Origin of the sequence: Kineococcus halophytocola, from assembly GCF_041276425.1 — a bacterium.
GTDB classification, from domain to species: Bacteria; Actinomycetota; Actinomycetes; order Actinomycetales; family Kineococcaceae; genus Kineococcus; species Kineococcus halophytocola.
In genome coordinates this window covers 36,568-52,782 of record NZ_JBGFTU010000008.1, presented here as the reverse complement: position 1 = coordinate 52,782, position 16,215 = coordinate 36,568, and the positions used below count along the sequence as shown (strand labels likewise).

The 16,215-nt window shown below is 76.6% G+C and carries 12 protein-coding genes; 4 read left to right on the top strand and 8 right to left on the bottom strand.

Annotation, left to right across the window (positions count from 1 at the left end):
- Window positions 1-118: 118 nt before the first annotated feature.
- The 5 genes from AB2L27_RS08395 to AB2L27_RS08375 all read right to left on the bottom strand — a co-directional run bounded on the left by AB2L27_RS08395 (window position 119) and on the right by AB2L27_RS08375 (window position 9,183).
- Complete coding sequence (locus tag AB2L27_RS08395; RefSeq protein ID WP_370441030.1) at window positions 119-1,549, bottom strand: glycosyltransferase 87 family protein; 1,431 nt, start codon at window positions 1,547-1,549, stop codon at window positions 119-121.
- 14 nt (window positions 1,550-1,563) lie between these two features.
- The gene (locus tag AB2L27_RS08390; protein WP_370441029.1) at window positions 1,564-3,930 is read right to left on the bottom strand and encodes a transglycosylase domain-containing protein; all 2,367 of its coding nucleotides are present in this window, start codon (window positions 3,928-3,930) and stop codon (window positions 1,564-1,566) included.
- 235 nt (window positions 3,931-4,165) lie between these two features.
- Window positions 4,166-6,067, bottom strand: coding sequence for a serine/threonine-protein kinase (locus AB2L27_RS08385; RefSeq protein WP_370441028.1), 1,902 nt, complete (start codon window positions 6,065-6,067; stop codon window positions 4,166-4,168).
- Between the two features lie 147 nt (window positions 6,068-6,214).
- The gene (locus AB2L27_RS08380; protein WP_370441027.1) at window positions 6,215-6,868 is read right to left on the bottom strand and encodes a GNAT family N-acetyltransferase; all 654 of its coding nucleotides are present in this window, start codon (window positions 6,866-6,868) and stop codon (window positions 6,215-6,217) included.
- A 59-nt stretch (window positions 6,869-6,927) separates the two neighbouring features.
- Entirely contained in the window at window positions 6,928-9,183 is a 2,256-nt protein-coding gene (locus AB2L27_RS08375; protein ID WP_370441026.1) for a molybdopterin-dependent oxidoreductase, read from the bottom strand.
- A gap of 121 nt (window positions 9,184-9,304) precedes the next feature.
- Here AB2L27_RS08375 and AB2L27_RS08370 point away from each other — a divergent pair, with 121 nt between their 5' ends.
- Window positions 9,305-9,622: a PAS domain-containing protein gene (locus tag AB2L27_RS08370; protein ID WP_370441025.1), complete on the top strand. Its 318-nt coding sequence runs from the start codon at window positions 9,305-9,307 to the stop codon at window positions 9,620-9,622.
- Between the two features lie 164 nt (window positions 9,623-9,786).
- Window positions 9,787-11,649, top strand: coding sequence for a diguanylate cyclase domain-containing protein (locus tag AB2L27_RS08365; RefSeq protein ID WP_370441024.1), 1,863 nt, complete (start codon window positions 9,787-9,789; stop codon window positions 11,647-11,649).
- 12 nt (window positions 11,650-11,661) lie between these two features.
- Here AB2L27_RS08365 and AB2L27_RS08360 read toward each other — a convergent pair whose 3' ends face one another.
- Window positions 11,662-12,585, bottom strand: a complete 924-nt coding sequence (locus tag AB2L27_RS08360) for a P1 family peptidase (RefSeq protein WP_370441023.1) — start codon at window positions 12,583-12,585, stop codon at window positions 11,662-11,664.
- 60 nt (window positions 12,586-12,645) lie between these two features.
- Between AB2L27_RS08360 and AB2L27_RS08355 the strand changes: the two genes are divergently transcribed.
- Window positions 12,646-13,095, top strand: a complete 450-nt coding sequence (locus tag AB2L27_RS08355; RefSeq protein WP_370441022.1) for a VOC family protein — start codon at window positions 12,646-12,648, stop codon at window positions 13,093-13,095.
- A 43-nt stretch (window positions 13,096-13,138) separates the two neighbouring features.
- On the opposite strand, the gene AB2L27_RS08350 is transcribed toward AB2L27_RS08355, so the two are convergent.
- Window positions 13,139-14,875: a GAF domain-containing SpoIIE family protein phosphatase gene (locus AB2L27_RS08350; protein ID WP_370441021.1), complete on the bottom strand. Its 1,737-nt coding sequence runs from the start codon at window positions 14,873-14,875 to the stop codon at window positions 13,139-13,141.
- Window positions 14,876-15,011: 136 nt separating this feature from the next.
- Here AB2L27_RS08350 and AB2L27_RS08345 point away from each other — a divergent pair, with 136 nt between their 5' ends.
- Window positions 15,012-15,380, top strand: coding sequence for an ATP-binding protein (locus tag AB2L27_RS08345; protein ID WP_370441020.1), 369 nt, complete (start codon window positions 15,012-15,014; stop codon window positions 15,378-15,380).
- A gap of 1 nt (window position 15,381) precedes the next feature.
- Here the strand turns inward: AB2L27_RS08345 and AB2L27_RS08340 are convergent, their stop codons facing one another.
- Window positions 15,382-16,203 carry an aldo/keto reductase gene (locus AB2L27_RS08340; RefSeq protein ID WP_370441019.1) on the bottom strand — a complete coding sequence of 274 codons (822 nt, stop codon included), beginning with the start codon at window positions 16,201-16,203 and terminating at the stop codon, window positions 15,382-15,384.
- Between the last annotated feature and the right edge of the window lie 12 nt (window positions 16,204-16,215).

Below are 16,215 nucleotides of genomic sequence, written 5' to 3'. Positions count from 1 at the left end.
CCGACGAGTCTACCGGCCCCACGGCGTCCACTGTGCCGCCGCGGTCCACCCCGCCCCCACTCGCACGGCCGCCCGTCCACAGGCCGGGGGCCGCAGGGCCCCTGTGGAGCCCGGGACGTCACGCCACCCGGACGACGAGCGCGTCGGGGGCCCGGTCGAGGTCACCGCCCGCAGGGTCGTCCAGACCGCCGGTGGCGCGCACGGGGTCCTCGGCCGGGTGCCGCACCTGGCGCACGACGCGGACGACCAGCCAGGCCACCGCGGCCGCCCGGGCCAGCAGGAACGCCGCGTACAGCTCCGGCGGCAGGGCGCGGTCGGTGTTCGTCTGCCCCGCGATGTAGAGCCACACCGCCCCGGAGTAGGCAGCCTCGGCCGCCCACCACAGGACGTGCTCGCGCCAGCGGGGCACCGCGAGCACCGCCAGCGGCAGCAGCCACAGCGAGGCCTGCGGCGGGACGGAGGCCCCCAGGACGACGACGCCGGCCAGGAGCAGGAACGCGACCTGCGCCAGGCGCGGGCGCCGCGGCGCCCACAGGACGAAGACGGCGACGAGCAGCACCCAGACCACCCAGGCGGCCAGCGTCAGGACCACGACCGCCCGCCCGGGCAGCCCCGAGGCCCCCTGCACGCCGACGGCCTGCTGGACGAGCTGGGGCAGCAGCCACAACGAGCCGTACCCCGCGCGCTGGTCCAGGAACGAGCGCAGGGGCGCGGCCCAGGCCGCCGGCGCCAGCAGCGCCACCGGCAGGTTCACCAGCGCCCACACCGCCAGCGCCGTCCCGACGCTCAGCCCGGCCGCGCGGCGCCGTCCGGTGCGCACCGCGAGCACGGCGAGCGCGACCAGCAGCAGCAGCGGGTACGGCCGGGCCGCGAGCGCCAGGCCGAGCAGGACACCGGCCGCGACCGGGTGCCGCCGTCCCCAGCAGGCCAGGCCGGCCAGGGCCAGGGCCAGGGCGGCGAGGTCGAACGACAGCAGCGAGGACAGGACGAGGACGGGGCTGGCGGCCAGCAGCACGGTGTCCCAGCCGCGGCGCCGGCCCGCCAGCGCGTGCACGACGAGGACCACGACGAGGGCGGCGAGCAGGAGCAGCACGGCGGCGGTGTCGAAGTAGGACCGTTGCGCCGCGACGCTCACCTCGTGCGGCACGACGCGGGCCACCAGCCAGGACAGCAGCGCCGTCAGCGGCGGCTGGCTCAGGCTCACGCCCCCGGAGAAGGGGCCGGCGCCGGTGGCGAGCCCGGAGGAGGTGTAGACGACCGGCAGGTCGGAGTAGCAGGCGTGCACGAACTGGTCGGGGCTGTTCCAGCCCTGCGCGCGGCAGTGGTGCTTGGTGACGGCGCCCAGCGCCACGGCGAGGGCGGCGAGCAGCACCGAGACGGGCAGCGCCCGCGCCCACCAGGGACCCTCACCGCCGAGGCGGCGGCCGGCGGGACCGCCGAGGACCTCGCTGCCGGCCCGGGCCAGCGGGTCCACCGTCGTGGGCGACACGGGGGGCGGCGCGGGGGGCGCCTGCGCCTCCGGGGGGTGGTCGGGGGTCTGCGGGCTCACCCCTGCAGCTTCCCCTACCCCTCGTCCGCCAGGGTGGTGGCCGGGGCCGGCGCGCTGGCCCCACCGCGGTCCTGGCCCGTGCCCTGACCCTGGCTGCGGGCGTCGGCGGCGCCGGTGGCCGTAGCGCCGGGGCGGCTGGTCGCGGTCGAGCGGCCCGGCGCGGCGGCGCCGGAGGTCGGGGTGCCGGTGGCGCCGCCGGGGCTCCGCGAGGGCGTGCCGGTCGGGGTAGCGGTCGGCCCGTCGCTCGCCCCGTCGCTCGCCCCGTCGGTCGGCCCGTCGGCCGGGTCGTCAGCCGGGTCGTCGGTCGGGTCACCGGTGGGGCTGTCGGTGGGGGTCTGGGTCGCCGTCCCGGTGGACGTCCGGCTCGGGGCCGGGCGCGAGGAGGAGGTGGACGAGGACCCCGACGAGGAGGACGAGGACGAGCCGCGCGAGGAGCCGACGTTCGCCCGGTCGGGGAAGTCGGTCTTGGGTGTGCCCTCGAGCGCGGCGCGCATGAAGGAGGTCCAGATGCGGACCGGGTAGGACCCGCCGGTGACCTCCCGGCCGCCGAGGTCCAGGGAGACGTTCTTCGTCCCGTCCGGGGTGGTCTGGAACAGGGCGACGGTGGCGGCCAAGTCCGGGGTGTACCCGGCGAACCAGGCCGCGAGGTTGTCGTTCGTCGTCCCCGTCTTGCCGGCCGCGGGCCGGTTCAGCCGCTTGGCGTAGGCGCCGGTGCCGGAGTTCACGACCTGCTCCATCGCGTAGGTGGCGTCGGCCGCGACGTCGCTCGGGAACGCCTGCTGCGTCGTGGGCGAGGCGGTGTAGGTCCGCGTCCCGGTGGAGTCGTCGATGCTGGCGATGGTGTGCCACGCCGTGCGCTGCCCCTGGGCGGCGAACGTCGCGTAGGCCTGGGTGACGTCGATGGGGTGCGGGGAGGACGTGCCGAGCACGTTGGCGATGTACTGCGGCCCGGCCGTGCCCGTCTTGTCGTCCTCGGGGTAGCCCGCGGCCACGGCGACGTCACGGGTCTTGGCGGGGGTGACCCGGTCGTTGAGCTGGGCGTAGACGGTGTTGACCGAGTGCTCGGTCGCGGTCACCAGGTCGATGCGGCCGAACTGCTCCCGCCCGAAGTTGGAGAAGGGGTTGCCGTCGACCGACTGGGGGCTGGAGCCGTTGAACGTCGTCCGCAGCGAGATGCCGTCCTCCAGCGCCGCGACGAGCGCGAACGGCTTGAACGTCGAGCCCGGCTGCGCCCGGGCCTGCGTGACGTCGTTGAACTGGTTGGCGAGGTAGTCCGCCCCGCCGTACATGGCGGTGACGCCACCGGTCCTGGGGTCGATGGCCGACAGCGCCGCGTGGAAGCCCTCGGGCAGCTTGGAGGGGAGCTGGTCCTGGACGGCCTGGACGGCGGCGGCCTGCGCCTTCGCGTCGAAGGTCGTGACGATCCTCAGACCGCCCGCCTCGACGTCGTCCTCGGACAGGCCGACCTTGCCGGTCAGCTCGTCCTCGACCGTCTTCAGCAGGAACCCGTTCGGGCCCCGCCACTGGTTGTCCGGGGTGGGCTCGACCGTCTCCGGCAGACCGGCCGCGGCGCGCTCGTCCGGGGACAGCCAGCCTTCGGAGACCATCCCGTCGAGGACGTACCCGACGCGGACCGTGGCGGCTTCGGTCTGCTGCGGGCCCTTGCGCGGGTCGTAGTTGCTGGGGCCCTTGAGCAGCGCGGCGAGCAGCGCACCCTGGGAGACGTCGAGCTGGGCGGCGTCGACCCCGAAGTAGGCCTGGGCCGCGGCCTGGATCCCCCACGCGCCGCGACCGAAGTACACGGTGTTGAGGTAGTTCTGCAGCGTCTCGTCCTTGGACTGCTGCTGGTCGATCTTCAGCGCGATGAAGAACTCCTTGGCCTTGCGCGAGTAGGACTGCTGGTCGCTCAGGTAGTAGTTCTTCACGTACTGCTGGGTCAGCGTCGACCCGCCCTGGGTCGTCCCGTCGCTGAGGTTCGTCCACACGGCGCGGGCGATGCCCGTGGGGGACACGCCGCGGTTCTCGTAGAAGCCGCGGTCCTCGGCGGCCAGCACGGCCTTCTGGACGTGGTCGGGGACCTGGTCCAGCGTGACGTTCTCGCGGTTGCGCGCCGCGAAGGTGCCCAGCTCGGTCGTGCCGTCGGAGAAGTAGACGGTGCTCGTCTGCGCGTCGGCGAGCTTGTTGGGGTCCGGGACCTGCACGAAGGCGTAGGCGGCGGCGAAGCCGCCCACGGCCAGCACGACGCCGGCGACGACGAGGCCGAGCACCCAGCCCAGGACCTTGCGGCGGCGCGGCCGGCGGCCGGTCGGGCGGGCGCCACCGGCCCCCTTCCGGGCGGCGGGGCGGTGCGGCGGGACGGGGTCTGGGCGTCGCGAAGCCACTGGGGTCTGGTCCTCCGGCGATCGGGTGGGGGGCAGCCTTCCATCGGCAGCTGCCGCTCCAGTATGCGTCGGCGGGTGCGGGCCACTGGACGCCCACCGGGGCCCGCGGCGGTTCGCACGACACCTCCACAGCCTCGCCACCGGGCTCGCCGCGGTGACCCGGTGGCGGTGCGGCACGACCGGTCAGTCGGCCGACGGGGCCTTTCCAGGCCGGTCCGACCTCACTGCGCCGGGCTCAGGGCGTCGGACCGGTCCGCGGTCGCAGCGGCCCGCCGGGTGCGTCCCCGGGCGGGGTGCCCGGGGGGCCGGGAGGGGTCGAGGACGGCCGCGCGGGGGCCCCCGTCGGTGTCCCCGTCGGCGTCGTCGTCGGCGTCGTCGTCGGCGTCGTCGTGGGGGTCCCGGTCGGCGTCGCTGTGGGGGTGCCCGGGGTGACCGCCGGGGGCGTGGGGTTCGCGGGGGTCACGGCGGGCGGGGGCACGACGGGCCTGCGGGTGGGCGGACGGATCGTCGAGGGGACGCTGGGGGTGGGCCGGGTCGTGGGCGGGCTCGTCGACGGCGTGGGCAGGGTCGGCGTGCCGGTCGGCGTCCTGGTCGGCGGGCTGGTGGGAGGGGTGCCCGCCGGCGGGGTCGGGCCGGTCAGGGGCGGGGCGGCCGAGGCCGTGGGGGTCTGCGCGGGCGGGGCGGTGGGCGGGACGAGCCCGGGCGCACCGGTCCCCGAGGGGAGGCCGGACCCGGGGACCGCACCGGCGGAGGGCTCCTGCGCCGGGGCCTGCGACGGGGCCTGCGAGGGGTCCCGCCGGTCCTCCTGGCCGGTCGTCCGGGCCGGGGCCGGGGTGCTGCGCCGCGCCGACGGTCCCTGGGCGGTGCCGCCGGAGCGTCCCGCCGTGGTGCCCGCCGCGCTCGGGGCGGGCCCGGGCACCGACGTGGCGGGCGCGGGCTCCGACTCCTGCGGCGGCTGGACGATGGCGACCGGGTTGGGGACGTCGCGCAGCCTGCCCTGCTGGACGGCCGTGATGGCCACCGCGGTGCCGGCGGTGGCGAGCAGGAGCGCACCCACGACGACCACGACGGGCCGCTTGGGCAGGGACCGGGTGGGGGGCGGCGGGGCCACCAGGACGTGCTCGGCCGGCGCGGACCGGCCGGCGCCGGCGTCGAGGGTGGGGCGGGGTTCGACGAAGGCCCGCATCCCGTTGACCCACGCGGGCAGCCGGTCGGGCCGCTGGGCCGGGTCCGGCGACAGGGCCTGCAGCAGCAGGTCGGCCAGACCCGGGTGGGCCGCGGTGAGGGGGGCGGCGGCGAGCTGGCGCCGCACGAGGGAAGCCTCGACCACGCCGTCGGCCGAGGTGACCGGCGGCGCCCCGGTCAGCAGGAACAGCGCCGTGGCGCCGAAGCCGAAGACGTCGGCGGCCGCGGAGGGCAGTCCGCCGGCGCGGACCTCCGGCGCGGTGTAGACGGTGTGCGGGTGGTGCAGCGGCCCGCGGCGCAGGCCGCCGAGGCTGGCCCCGGCGAGGCGGACCCCGTCGGCGGGCCAGAACCCGCCGAGGCGGACCGAGCGGGGCGTGATGTCCCCGTGCACCAGCGGCGGGGAGTCCTCGGACCCGCGGTGCAGTTCGGACAGGACGCTCGCGGCAGTGGCCAGGACGGTGAACCGCTCCTCGACCCCGGCACCGGGGTCGTCGCGCAGCCAGTCGGCGACGGAACGGCCGGCGGCCTGCTCCAGGACGGCGTAGTTCCACTCGGGTCCGTCGGTGCCGGCCTGACCGGGCGGGTGCGGCGCCGGGCCGGGGAAGGTGGTGACGACCCCGGCCAGCCGGGCGTGCCGGACCCGGGCCAGGCCCGCGGCGCGTTCGCGCCACAGCTCCTCGGCGGGGGTGACCTCGCCCGCGGGCTCCGCCCCCTCCCCGCCGGGGACGTGCCGGACCTCCAGGTCGGGGGCCGGGCGCAGGGCGGCGAGGGTGAACAGGGCCTCGCCCGTGGCGGCGCGGTGGTCGAGCACGTGCCACGCCTCGTCGGCGCCCTCGGCCTCCCCCAGCAGCTCGTAGCGGTCGGGGTCCTCGGCCGGCCCGGCGTGGTGGCGCACGAGCGACGGGACGTCGGACGAGGTGAGCCTGTCGTCAGGCCATCCCTCGGTGGTCACCTGCGGCACCTCCGCACCTCGGTGGCGCAGCGCGCCCTACCGGGCGACGCGCCGTGTTCGGAGGCCCATGATGCCCCACCGGGAGCCGTCCGCCGACCCGTTCGGCCCAGTCCCCGCGCCAGGACTTGCAGTTCGCAGCCCAGCACGCTACGTGAGCGCCGCCAGCACCGGTTCCAGACCCTCGACGTGCACGGCGGGACGGGGCCGGGCCGACCAGTCGGCCACGTCGAGGTGCAGCCGCCGGCTCACCGCGGGCCGGTCCTGCCGGACGAGGGTGCGCCGGCCGGCGTCGCGGTAGCCGAGCCGGTCCGAGACCCGCAGCGAGGCGGGGTTGTCCTCGAAGGCGTCGCTGCGGGCGCGCACCGCCCCCAGCCCGGCGAAGGCCAGGTGCAGGACGGCGGCGCGCATGAGCGTGCCCGTCCCCCGGCCCTGGTGCTCCCGGCCCAGCCACGACCCGGTTCCCACCTCCCCCAGCACCCCGAAGTCGCGCGCCTCCAGCGACTGCGTGCCGACGACCACCCCGGCGCGGCGCACGACGAAGTCCAGGCGCCAGTCCTGCGGGGTCCACGAGGCCCACCCGCCGAGCTGCCAGCGGAAGGTGCGGCGGGCCCGTTCGTCCGGGGCGCAGTCGCTCCAGGGGAACGCGAAGGGCATCGCGTCCTCGGCGTGGATCCCGCGCGCGGCGACGCGGGACAGCTCCACGACGCCGTCGAGGTCGCCCGTGCGCAGCTCCACGTCCCCACCGGGGTCGGGCACGGTCAGGCGCAGGGCGGTGAACGGGTGCAGGTCGACGGGCAGCACCTCCCGAGGCTGCCCGGGCGGCCGGGTGGCCGCCACCGGGTTTCGCCCGTCGAGGACCGTCAGGACGGCTGGTCGAACACCGTGACCCGGGGCGGGTCCCCCTCGAACGCGCTCACCTGCACGGTCGCGTGCTGTCCCGTGCAGGCCTGGGCCAGCCGCGAGGACCCGACGTCGCGGGTGAGGACGTTGACGTTGCCGTGCCCGCAGGTGACGCCCGCCGCCGCGCCGGCGACGGGGTCGAACCAGGCGCCGGTGGACATCTGCACCACCCCCGGGCGCAGCGCGTCGGAGACGACGAGCCCGCCCAGGCAGCTGCCGCGGCGGCTGCGCAGCACGACGACCTGCCCGGCGCGCAGGCCCCGGGCGGCGGCGTCGGCGGGGTGCATCCGGACCGGTTCGCGCCCGGCGACCTTCCCGGCCTGCGACGTGGCGCCGTGGTCGAGCTGGCTGTGCAGCCGGGTGGCGGGGTTGTTCGCCACCAGGTGCAGGGGGAACTCCGCGTCGGGGACCTCCTCCGGTGCCAGCCACACCGGGTGGCCGGGGCAGTCGTCGTAGCCGAAACCGGCGATCGTCGGCGAGTGCAGTTCCACCCGGCCGCTGGGGGTCCGCAGCGGGTACGTGTCCGGGTCGGCGCGGAAGCTGGCGAACATCACCTTCTCGGTGGGTTCGGGCGGCAGCACGAACTCCCCCGCGGCGAGGAACTCCGCGTACGGCGGCGCGGTGATCCCGGCGCGCGCCGCCGGTCCGGTGCGCCACTCCTCCCACAGGTGCTCCACCCACTCCGGGCCCGTGCGGCCCTCGGTGAAACGCTCGCCGGTGTCCAGCCGCCGGGACAACCCGGCCAGGACGTCGTAGTCGTCGCGGGCCTGCCCGAGGGGTTCGTGGACCCGGCCCATGGCGATGAGCCGGTCGTCGTAGCGGGCGGCGCCGATGTCCTCGCGCTCCAGCGTGGTCGTGGAGGCGAACACGACGTCGGCGTGCCGGGCCGTGGCCGTCCAGAACGGTTCGTGGACCACGACGGTCTCGGCGGCGCGGAACGCGCGCTGCAACCGGCTCAGGTCCTGGTGGTGGTGGAACGGGTTCCCCCCGGCCCAGTGCACGAGCCGCAGGTGCGGGTACGTCTCGCGGCGGCCGTCGACGTCGTACTCCCGCCCCGGGTGCAGCAGGGCGTCGGCGATGCGGGCCACCGGGATGCGCACGCGCAGCGGGTCGGCGAACTGCGGGAACGTCGGCAGCGGGTAGGAACCGGCCCGCTTGCCGACCCCGCCGGTGGAGGCGTAGCCGTGGCCGAAACCCCCGCCGGGCAGCCCGATCTGGCCGATCATCGCGGCGAACGCGACGGCCGCCCACAGCGGTTGCTCCCCGAACCGGGTGCGGGCCACCGACCAGCTCACCGTGACCATCGTCCGGCCGCGGACGGCCCGGCGGGCCAGGTCGCGGACGGTCGCCGCGGAAACCCCGGTGACCCCTTCGGCCCACTCGGGCGTGAACTCCCCCAGGGTGGCGAGGAACTCCTCCGAGCCCGCGGTGCAACGGCGCAGGAACGCGGCGTCGTGCAGACCTTCGGCCTCCAGGACGTGGCACATCGCCAGCAGCAGGGCGGCGTCGGTGCCCGGCACGACGTCGAGCCACTGCGCCCCCAGCTCGGCGGCGAGGTCGTCGCGCAGCGGGGAGACGAGGACGAACTCCGCGCCGCGCTCGCGGGCGCGCCGCAGCCGGCCGGCGACCTCGTGCCGGCTGATCCCGCCGCTGGCGACCTCGGAGTTCTTGGCCGGCAGGCCGCCGAACGCGAGGACGAGGTCGGTGTGCTCCTCGATGCTCGTCCAGGACGTCGGGGAGATGAGCGGTTCCTGGCTGCCGACGACGCGGGGCATGAGGACCTCCCCGACCCCGTGGCTGTACGTCCACGACGAGCGCACCGCGCCGCCGAGGACGTGGGAGAACCGGTGCAGCTGGCTCTGGGCGTGGTGGAACCGCCCGGCGCTGGCCCAGCCGTAGGACCCGGCGTAGACCCCGCGGGGACCGTGGGCGTCCAGGACCCGCCGGTACTCGGCGGCGACGCGGTCCAGCAGCTCGTCCCACTCCACGGGCAGGAACTCGTCGCGGCCGCGGCGCTCGTCCGGTCCGGGACCGTCCTCCCACCAGCCGCGGCGCACGTGCGGGCGCAGCACCCGCGCCGTGGGGGTCGCGGCGACGGCGACGTTGCCGAGCAGCGCGGAGGGGTCGGGGTCGTCGGGGTGCGGCAGGACCTGGACGCCACCGTCGGCGGCGACGGCGGAGAAGGCCCCCCAGTGCGAGGAGTGCGGGATGCTCACGGCCCCAGTGTCGGGCACCGGGCGCTGCACCGGCCGGACGGTCCGGCTGCGCCGGACGGGTGACCGGGGGCACCATCGAGGAGGGGCGTCCGCCCCCTCCCGGCCACCCGGAGGGGTCCCGATGTCCTCCGTCCCCGACGGTCCACCCGCGCTCGACGCGAGCGTCCTGCCCGGTCTCGTCGGCTACGACCAGGCGGCCCTCGACGCGGCGGGGGAGCCGGTGCGCGAGACGCTGCTGAACCGGCGCGCGGACGGGTCGGTCTTCTGGAACGAGCTGCTGCTGGCCCCGGTCCGGCACGGCGGCGGGGACGTCACCCACGTCGCCGGGTACCAGGTCGACGTCACGTCGCGGGTGACGGCGCACGCCGCGCACGACCGGTTCCTGGAGGCCGAGCGCCGCGCACGGGCCCAGGCGGCCGGGGGCCGCGCGCCCCGGTAGCGCTCGTCCCGGTGGTGCTCGGCGACACGCCGACCCCGCGGCTGCCGGCCGTCCGCACCCCGCGGTGGTCCGATGAGAGCACGTTCGGTGACGATTAAGACACGATCAGCAATCACCCGGACGGAGCACTCAAGGACCGCGCCCCACCTGCCGAGGAGGTGGTCATGATCGTGAGAGCCCCGCAGGGCCGGACGGGTGAGGCCGCCCGGACCACCCGCCCGCCCGCCCCCGTGCGCGGCGGCGGCCTCCGGCTCGCAGTCACCACAGCCCTCCTCGTCACCCTCCTCACGTCGCTCATGCCGGCCCTGGCCCACACGCACGACCTCACCGGGGTCCTCTGGTGGCCGGCGGCGGGGGCGGCGCTCGGGCTGGCCGCCCGGCGACCGGCCCGGCGGTGGTGGTGCGTCGCCGGGACGCTCGTCGGGTCGGCGCTGGCCACCCACCTGCTGCCGGTGGGAGGCGTCCAGGTCCCCGTCTTCGCCAGCGCGCAGGCGCTGCAGTGCGGGGTCGGCGCCGCGCTGATCTCCGCGCTCGGCCGAGGGGAGTCCGCGCGCCTGCGGCGGGGACGGGACGCCTGGCGCTTCACCGCCGGGGCCGGCGCCGGGGTCGGCGCAGCGACGCTGCTCGTGCAGACCGCCGACCCCGCTGCCGGCGGCCCGTACGCCCTGGCCCAGCTGCTGGGCATCCTGCTCGTGGCCCCCCTGCTCCTGCTGCCCCCCTCCTCGTGGGTGCCGCGCACGGCCGACCGGCGGCGCTCGCGCGCTGCGACCTCGGAGTGGGCCCTCGTGCTGACGCTGTCCGCGGCCGTCTCCGCCGCGGTCTTCCAGAACCCGGCCCGCGGCCCGTGGGCCTTCCTCGTCATCGTGTCGATCCTGTGGGGCGCAGCCCGTCTCGGCGTGGGCCGCGCCCTGACCTGCCAGCTCGTCGTCGCCGTCGTCGCCACCACCGGCACGGCCCGGGGCCTGGGCCCCTACGGCGAGGGGCCCCAGGGCTCCCTCGCCCTGCAGGCCCTGCTGTTCGTCTCCGGCGCCGTCGCCCTCGTCATGTCGCTGGTCGTGTGCTCCCGCGAGCGCGCCGCCGTCACGGCCGAACGGCGCGAGGAGGTCTTCCGCCGCACGTTCGACGACGCCCTGCTCGGGGTGGCGCTGCTGCGGCTGCGACCGGACGGGTCGGCCGTCGTCGCGCGCGTCAACGAGCGCCTGGAGTCGATGCTCGGCACCACCGTCCCCGTCGGCTCGGACTGGTCCGAGCAGGTCCACCCCGACCACCGCGAGACCTTCGTCACCGCCGTGTCCGAGATGGCCCTGGAGGTCGGCCGGGGGCGGCAGGCGCACTGGCACACCGAGCTGCAGCACGGCGATGGGCAGGTGTGGCTGGAGCTGGCCGCCGCGGCCTGGCCCACCCCCGGCGACGACGGCCGGCCCGGGGAGGTGGGGGCCGTCGTCCAGGTCGCCGACGTCACCCAGCGCCGGCTGGTGCAGCGCCGGCTGCGCGAGGCCGCGCTGCACGACCCGCTGACCGGCCTGCCGAACCGGACGCTGCTGGAGGACCGGCTGCGGCACGCGCTGTCGGCCGCCGCCCGCAGCGGCGACCGGGTGGCCCTGCTGTACTGCGACCTCGACGACTTCAAGCCCGTCAACGACACCGGCGGCCACGCCGCGGGCGACCACGTCCTCATCGACGTCGCCGCCCGCCTCAGCGCCGCCGTCCGACCCGGCGACACGGTGGCCCGCCTCGGCGGGGACGAGTTCGCCGTCGTCTGCCCCGGCCTGCCCGACGAGGCGAGCGCCGCGGACGTCGCCGAGCGCGTCGTCGCCGCGATGGCCGACCCGTTCCCCGTCGCCGGCTGGGAGTTCCGGGTCGGGATCAGCGTGGGCCTGGCGATGGCCGACGCCTCCCAGGACGCGGCCCGCGTGCTGCAGCAGGCCGACCAGGCGATGTACGCGGCCAAGGGGTCGGGCAAGGGCCGCGTGCGGTCGGCCGCGCCCTCGACCCGCACGATCGACCTGCGCACCGCCGGGGCCTGAGGCACCGCGGGCTCAGCCCGGGAAGCGGGCCCAGTCCCCCACCGGCTCCGCGGACGCCACCCCGTCCAGCACGGCGGCGCGCACGACGTCGGCCGCCACCTGCTGCAGCGCCACGAGCTGCCCGACCCGCGCGGGCCGGTCGGCGGCCAGCGGCACCGCCCCCGTCGCCAGCGCGAACACGGTGTCCCCGTCGGCGAGCGTGTGCACCGGGTCCAGGGCCCGCGCCAGCCCCGCGTGCGCCGCCGTCGCCGTCCGCGACGTCTCCGCCGGGTCCAGCGCGGCGTCGGTGGCCACGACGACCAGCGTCGTGTTCAGCGGGGACGCGGGGCCGCGCTCGGCAGGGCCCCCCACCGGCACCCCGACGGCGTTGACGACCGCGAGCGCCGCCACCACGACCTCGGCGCCGGCCTCCCCGGCCGGCACCGGAACCCGCGCCGAGGCGGTCCCGACCCCGCCCTTCCAGCGGCCCCCGACCACGGCCCCCGTGCCCGCGCCGACGACACCGCGCCCGACCGGTCCCGTCGTGGCGACGGCCGCGGCCTGGAAGCCCATCTCCTCGGTCGGGTGGTTCCCGAACACGCCGCCGCGGCCGAGGTCGAAGACGGCGGCCGCCGGGACGATCGGCACGACCTCCCCGGGCGCGGTCCCGACGGGGAAGCCGCGCCCGCGCCCGGCGAGGAAGCGCTGCACGCCGTGGGCGCTCACGAGGCCGTAGGCCGACCCGCCGGTGAGCACGACGGCGTCCACGGTGGGGACGAGCGTGCGGGGGTCCAGCGCGTCGGTCTCGTGGGTGCCCGGGCCGCCGCCGCGGACGTCGACGCCGCCGACGGTGCCCGGGGGCGGCAGGACGACGGTGACGCCCGTCAGCCAGCCGTCCCCGCGGCGGGTCACCTGCCCGACCTGCAGCCCGGCGACGTCGGTGAGGGATCCGGTCACGACCGCACGCTAGCCCGGTCCCGGCGTGCGGACCGGCCCCGCCCGGAGGAGGTTGAGCGCATGACCACCTCCCCCGGGGGCGCACCCGCCGCCCGACCCACCGGCATCCACCACGTCCGCCTCACCGTGACCGACATCGCCCGGTCCAAGGCCTTCTACCAGGACGTCTTCGGCCTCGAGCCGGCCGTCGACTTCAGCGCCGAGGCCGCCGACCCCGGGGTCCGCGAGGACCGGGAGAGGTTCTACGGCGGCTGCGTGTTCGCCCTCGGCGACCAGCTCCTCGGGCTGCGGCCCGTGGCCGGGGCCGGCGACCGGTTCGTCTCCACCCGCGTCGGCCTGGACCACCTCAGCCTGCGGGTCGGCTCGCGCGCGGACCTGCAGGACGCCGCCGACCGGCTCTCGGCCCGCGGGATCGAGCACGGCGAGGTCCTCGACCTCGACCAGGGCCTCGCGGTCCTGTCCCTGCAGGACCCCGACGACGTCAACCTGGAGCTGACCGCCGTCCTGTGACCCCGCGCGGGTCTCGCGCGGACCCCGTGCGGACCCGTGACCGTCAGGGGAACCGGACGGCGAGGAGGGCGCAGTCGTCCTCGCCCCGGTTCCCGACCAGCTCCTCCAGCAGGGCGTCCAGCAGCACGTCCAGGTCCGTCGACCGGTTGCCCCGCAACGACTCGCGCACCCTCTCGATGCCCCCGGCCAGGCTGCGGCCGCGCTGCTCGATGAGCCCGTCGGTGTAGAGCACGAGCGTCGAGCCCGGCGGGAGGGGCACCACGTGCTCGTGCCGCGGGGCGTCGGGGACGAGCCCGACGAGCAGGTCCGGCACCCCGACCAGCAGGTCCGTGCGCCCGTCGGGGTGCAGCAGCACCGGCGGCGGGTGCCCGGCGTTGGTCCAGCGCAGCGCGAACCCGTCCGGGCCCTCCTCCACGCACGCCACGACGAGCGTGGCGAGGGCGTCGACCCCCAGCCCGGGCAGCGCCCGGTCCAGCCGCTGCACCGGCCCCGTCGGGGACGGCCCGCGGTCCCAGACGAAGGCCCGCAGCAACCCCCGGACCTGCGCCATCGTGGCCGCCGCCGCCATGTCGTGCCCGACGACGTCGCCCAGCACCAGCGTCACCGCCCCCTGCGGCCCGACGACGACGTCGTACCAGTCGCCCCCGATCTGCTCCTCCCGGGTGGCCGGGACGTACCGCCCCCGCACCTGCAGCCGACCCGTCGACTCCGGCAGCCGCGGCAGCAGCGACTGCTGCAGCACCTGGGCGCGCGAACGGCGCTCGGCGTCGAGCATGGCCCGGTCCAGCGCCTGCGCCGTGAACCGCGCCAGCGCGCTCCACACGTCGGCCTCGGCCTCCAGCGTCTGCCGCTCCGAGGCCCACACCAGGCACAGCACCCCCACGAGCCGGTCCTGCACGAGCAGGGGCAGGTAGGCCGAGGCGCCGAAGTCGGGCATGAGGGCCTTCGTCTCCACCAGCGGGTACGCCGCGCGCAGGTCCCCGATCGAGGCGAACAGCAGGGGGCGGCGCTCGCGGGCGGCGGCGGCGGAGGGGACGGGGGCGTCGAGGTCGATGGTCTGCCAGGCGGGCAGCGTCTCCGGCGGCAGCGTTGCCATCGTCGTGAAGCGGAGCCGGCCGTGCCCGTCGGGCAGGAGCAGACCGCTCCAGGCACCGCCCAGCTCCGAGCTGGTCACGCGGGCGACGGTGGCGCTGACCTCCTCGACGGTGCGCGCCCCCACGAGGGCGTCACCCAGGCGCAGCAGCAGGCGGTTGCGCTCCTCCAGCACGCGCAGCCCGAGCTCGGCCGAGCAGGCGGCGGCCAGGTCCTCCAGCACGCTGAGCTGCTCCCGCGTCCAGCGGCGCGGCGCGCCGTCGATGGCGCACAGCACCCCCACCACGGGGGCACCGGCCGCGGCCAGCCCCGTGCCCGGGTCAGGCAGCCGCAGCGGGGCGCCGGCGTAGGCGACGACGCCGAGGTCGGGGATGGCCAGGGAGTCGGCGGTGAGCGGGTCCAGGCGGGCGTCCTCGACGGCGAAGACGGCGCCGGTGGTCACCACGTGCCGGCACAGGGAGTGCGTGAGCGGGGTCCGGCGGTCCGTCTGCCACGGCTCGGGCAGGCCCACCGCCCCGGGCAGGACCTGGCCGTCGCGGCTGACCATCGACACCAGCGCCACCGGCACGCCCAGGGCCAGGGTGCCCAGCCGGGCGAAGCGGTCCAGGTCGACGTCGGGGTGGGCGGGCAGGAGGGTGGTCGCCCCCAGCCCCTCCGGGGTCTGCTCCGCCGTCGCCTCCGTCCGCACCGGTGCATCATCCCCGCCGGGGACGGTCTCGGCACCCCTTCCGGCGGGTCGCGGGGTGGGTCCGGGTTGCCCCGGCGCGTGCGGGTGCCAGAGTTGGACCCGGGACGAGCACGGACCGGGGGACGAACGAGGTGGCATGACGCGTCTGGAGCTGCGAGCCGATCCGTCGGCTGCTCGGCGCACCCGGTCGTGGTTGCGCGAGCAGTTCGGCGCCGTCACCCTCCCCACCCAGGTCCGGCAGACGCTGGAGCTGCTGACCACCGAGCTGGTCACGAACGCCGTCCGCCACGGCGGCGAGCCCATCGAGGTCCGGCTGCGACAGCTCGAGGGGTCGGTGCGCGTCTCGGTCAGCGACGGCGGGGCGGGCAAGCCCCTCGTGCGCCACGTCCCGCCGACGGCGACCGGTGGACGGGGTGTCGCGCTCGTCGACACCCTCGCCCACCGGTGGGGCCTGGAACCGGCCGGGGCCGGCAAGACCGTCTGGTTCGAACTGCCGCTGGACTAGCTCAGCCGAAGACGTCGGGGTCCGGCCCGGTCCGCTCGTCGCGGTTCAGACCGGTCAGCGCCTCGACCTGCTCACCGGACAGCTCGAACCCGGTCACGTCGAAGTTCGACACGATGCGCTCGGGCGTCACCGACTTGGGGATGACGATGTTCCCCTGCTGCAGGTGCCAGCGCAGGACGACCTGGGCGGGGGTCCGGCCCGTCTCCTCGGCGATGCCGGTGACCACGGGGTCCTCCACGAGCGAGAGCCGCTGGGCCAGCGGGCTCCACGCCTCGGTCGCGATGCCGTGCTCGGCGTTGAACGAGCGCAGGTCCTCCTGGACCAGGTAGGGGTGCACCTCGACCTGGTTCACCGTCGGGACGGTGCCGGTCTCGTCGAGGAGCTTGCGCAGGTGGGTCTTCTGGAAGTTCGAGACGCCGATCGTGCGGACGCGCCCGGAGGCCTTGATCTCCTCGAACGCCTGCCACGTCTCGACGTAGTCGTCGGCCTGCTGGGGCCAGTGGATGAGGTACAGGTCCAGGTACTCCAGGGCCAGACGGTCCATCGACGCCTCGAACGCGGCGAGGGTCTTGTCCCGGCCGTGCTCGTCGTTCGCGAGCTTGGTGGTGATGAACACCTCCTCGCGGGGGATCCCGCTGGCGCGCAACGCGTCACCGACACCCGCCTCGTTGCCGTACCCGGCCGCGGTGTCGATGTGGCGGTACCCGGCCTGCAGGGCCTGGAGCACGACCTCGGCGGTCTGCTCCGGGGGGACCTGCCAGACCCCGAAACCCAGTTGGGGGATGCTGACGCCGTCGTGGAGCTGGATGCTGGGAACAGTCACCCCGGAACCCTA

Bases quoted from the DNA above. Each gene is read 5' to 3' on its own strand.
- AB2L27_RS08365 (WP_370441024.1), top strand. From the start codon at position 9,787: ATGATCGTGAGAGCCCCGCAGGGCCGGACGGGTGAGGCCGCCCGGACC.
- AB2L27_RS08355 (WP_370441022.1), top strand. From the start codon at position 12,646: ATGACCACCTCCCCCGGGGGCGCACCCGCCGCCCGACCCACCGGCATC.
- AB2L27_RS08345 (WP_370441020.1), top strand. From the start codon at position 15,012: ATGACGCGTCTGGAGCTGCGAGCCGATCCGTCGGCTGCTCGGCGCACC.
- AB2L27_RS08370 (WP_370441025.1), top strand. From the start codon at position 9,305: ATGTCCTCCGTCCCCGACGGTCCACCCGCGCTCGACGCGAGCGTCCTG.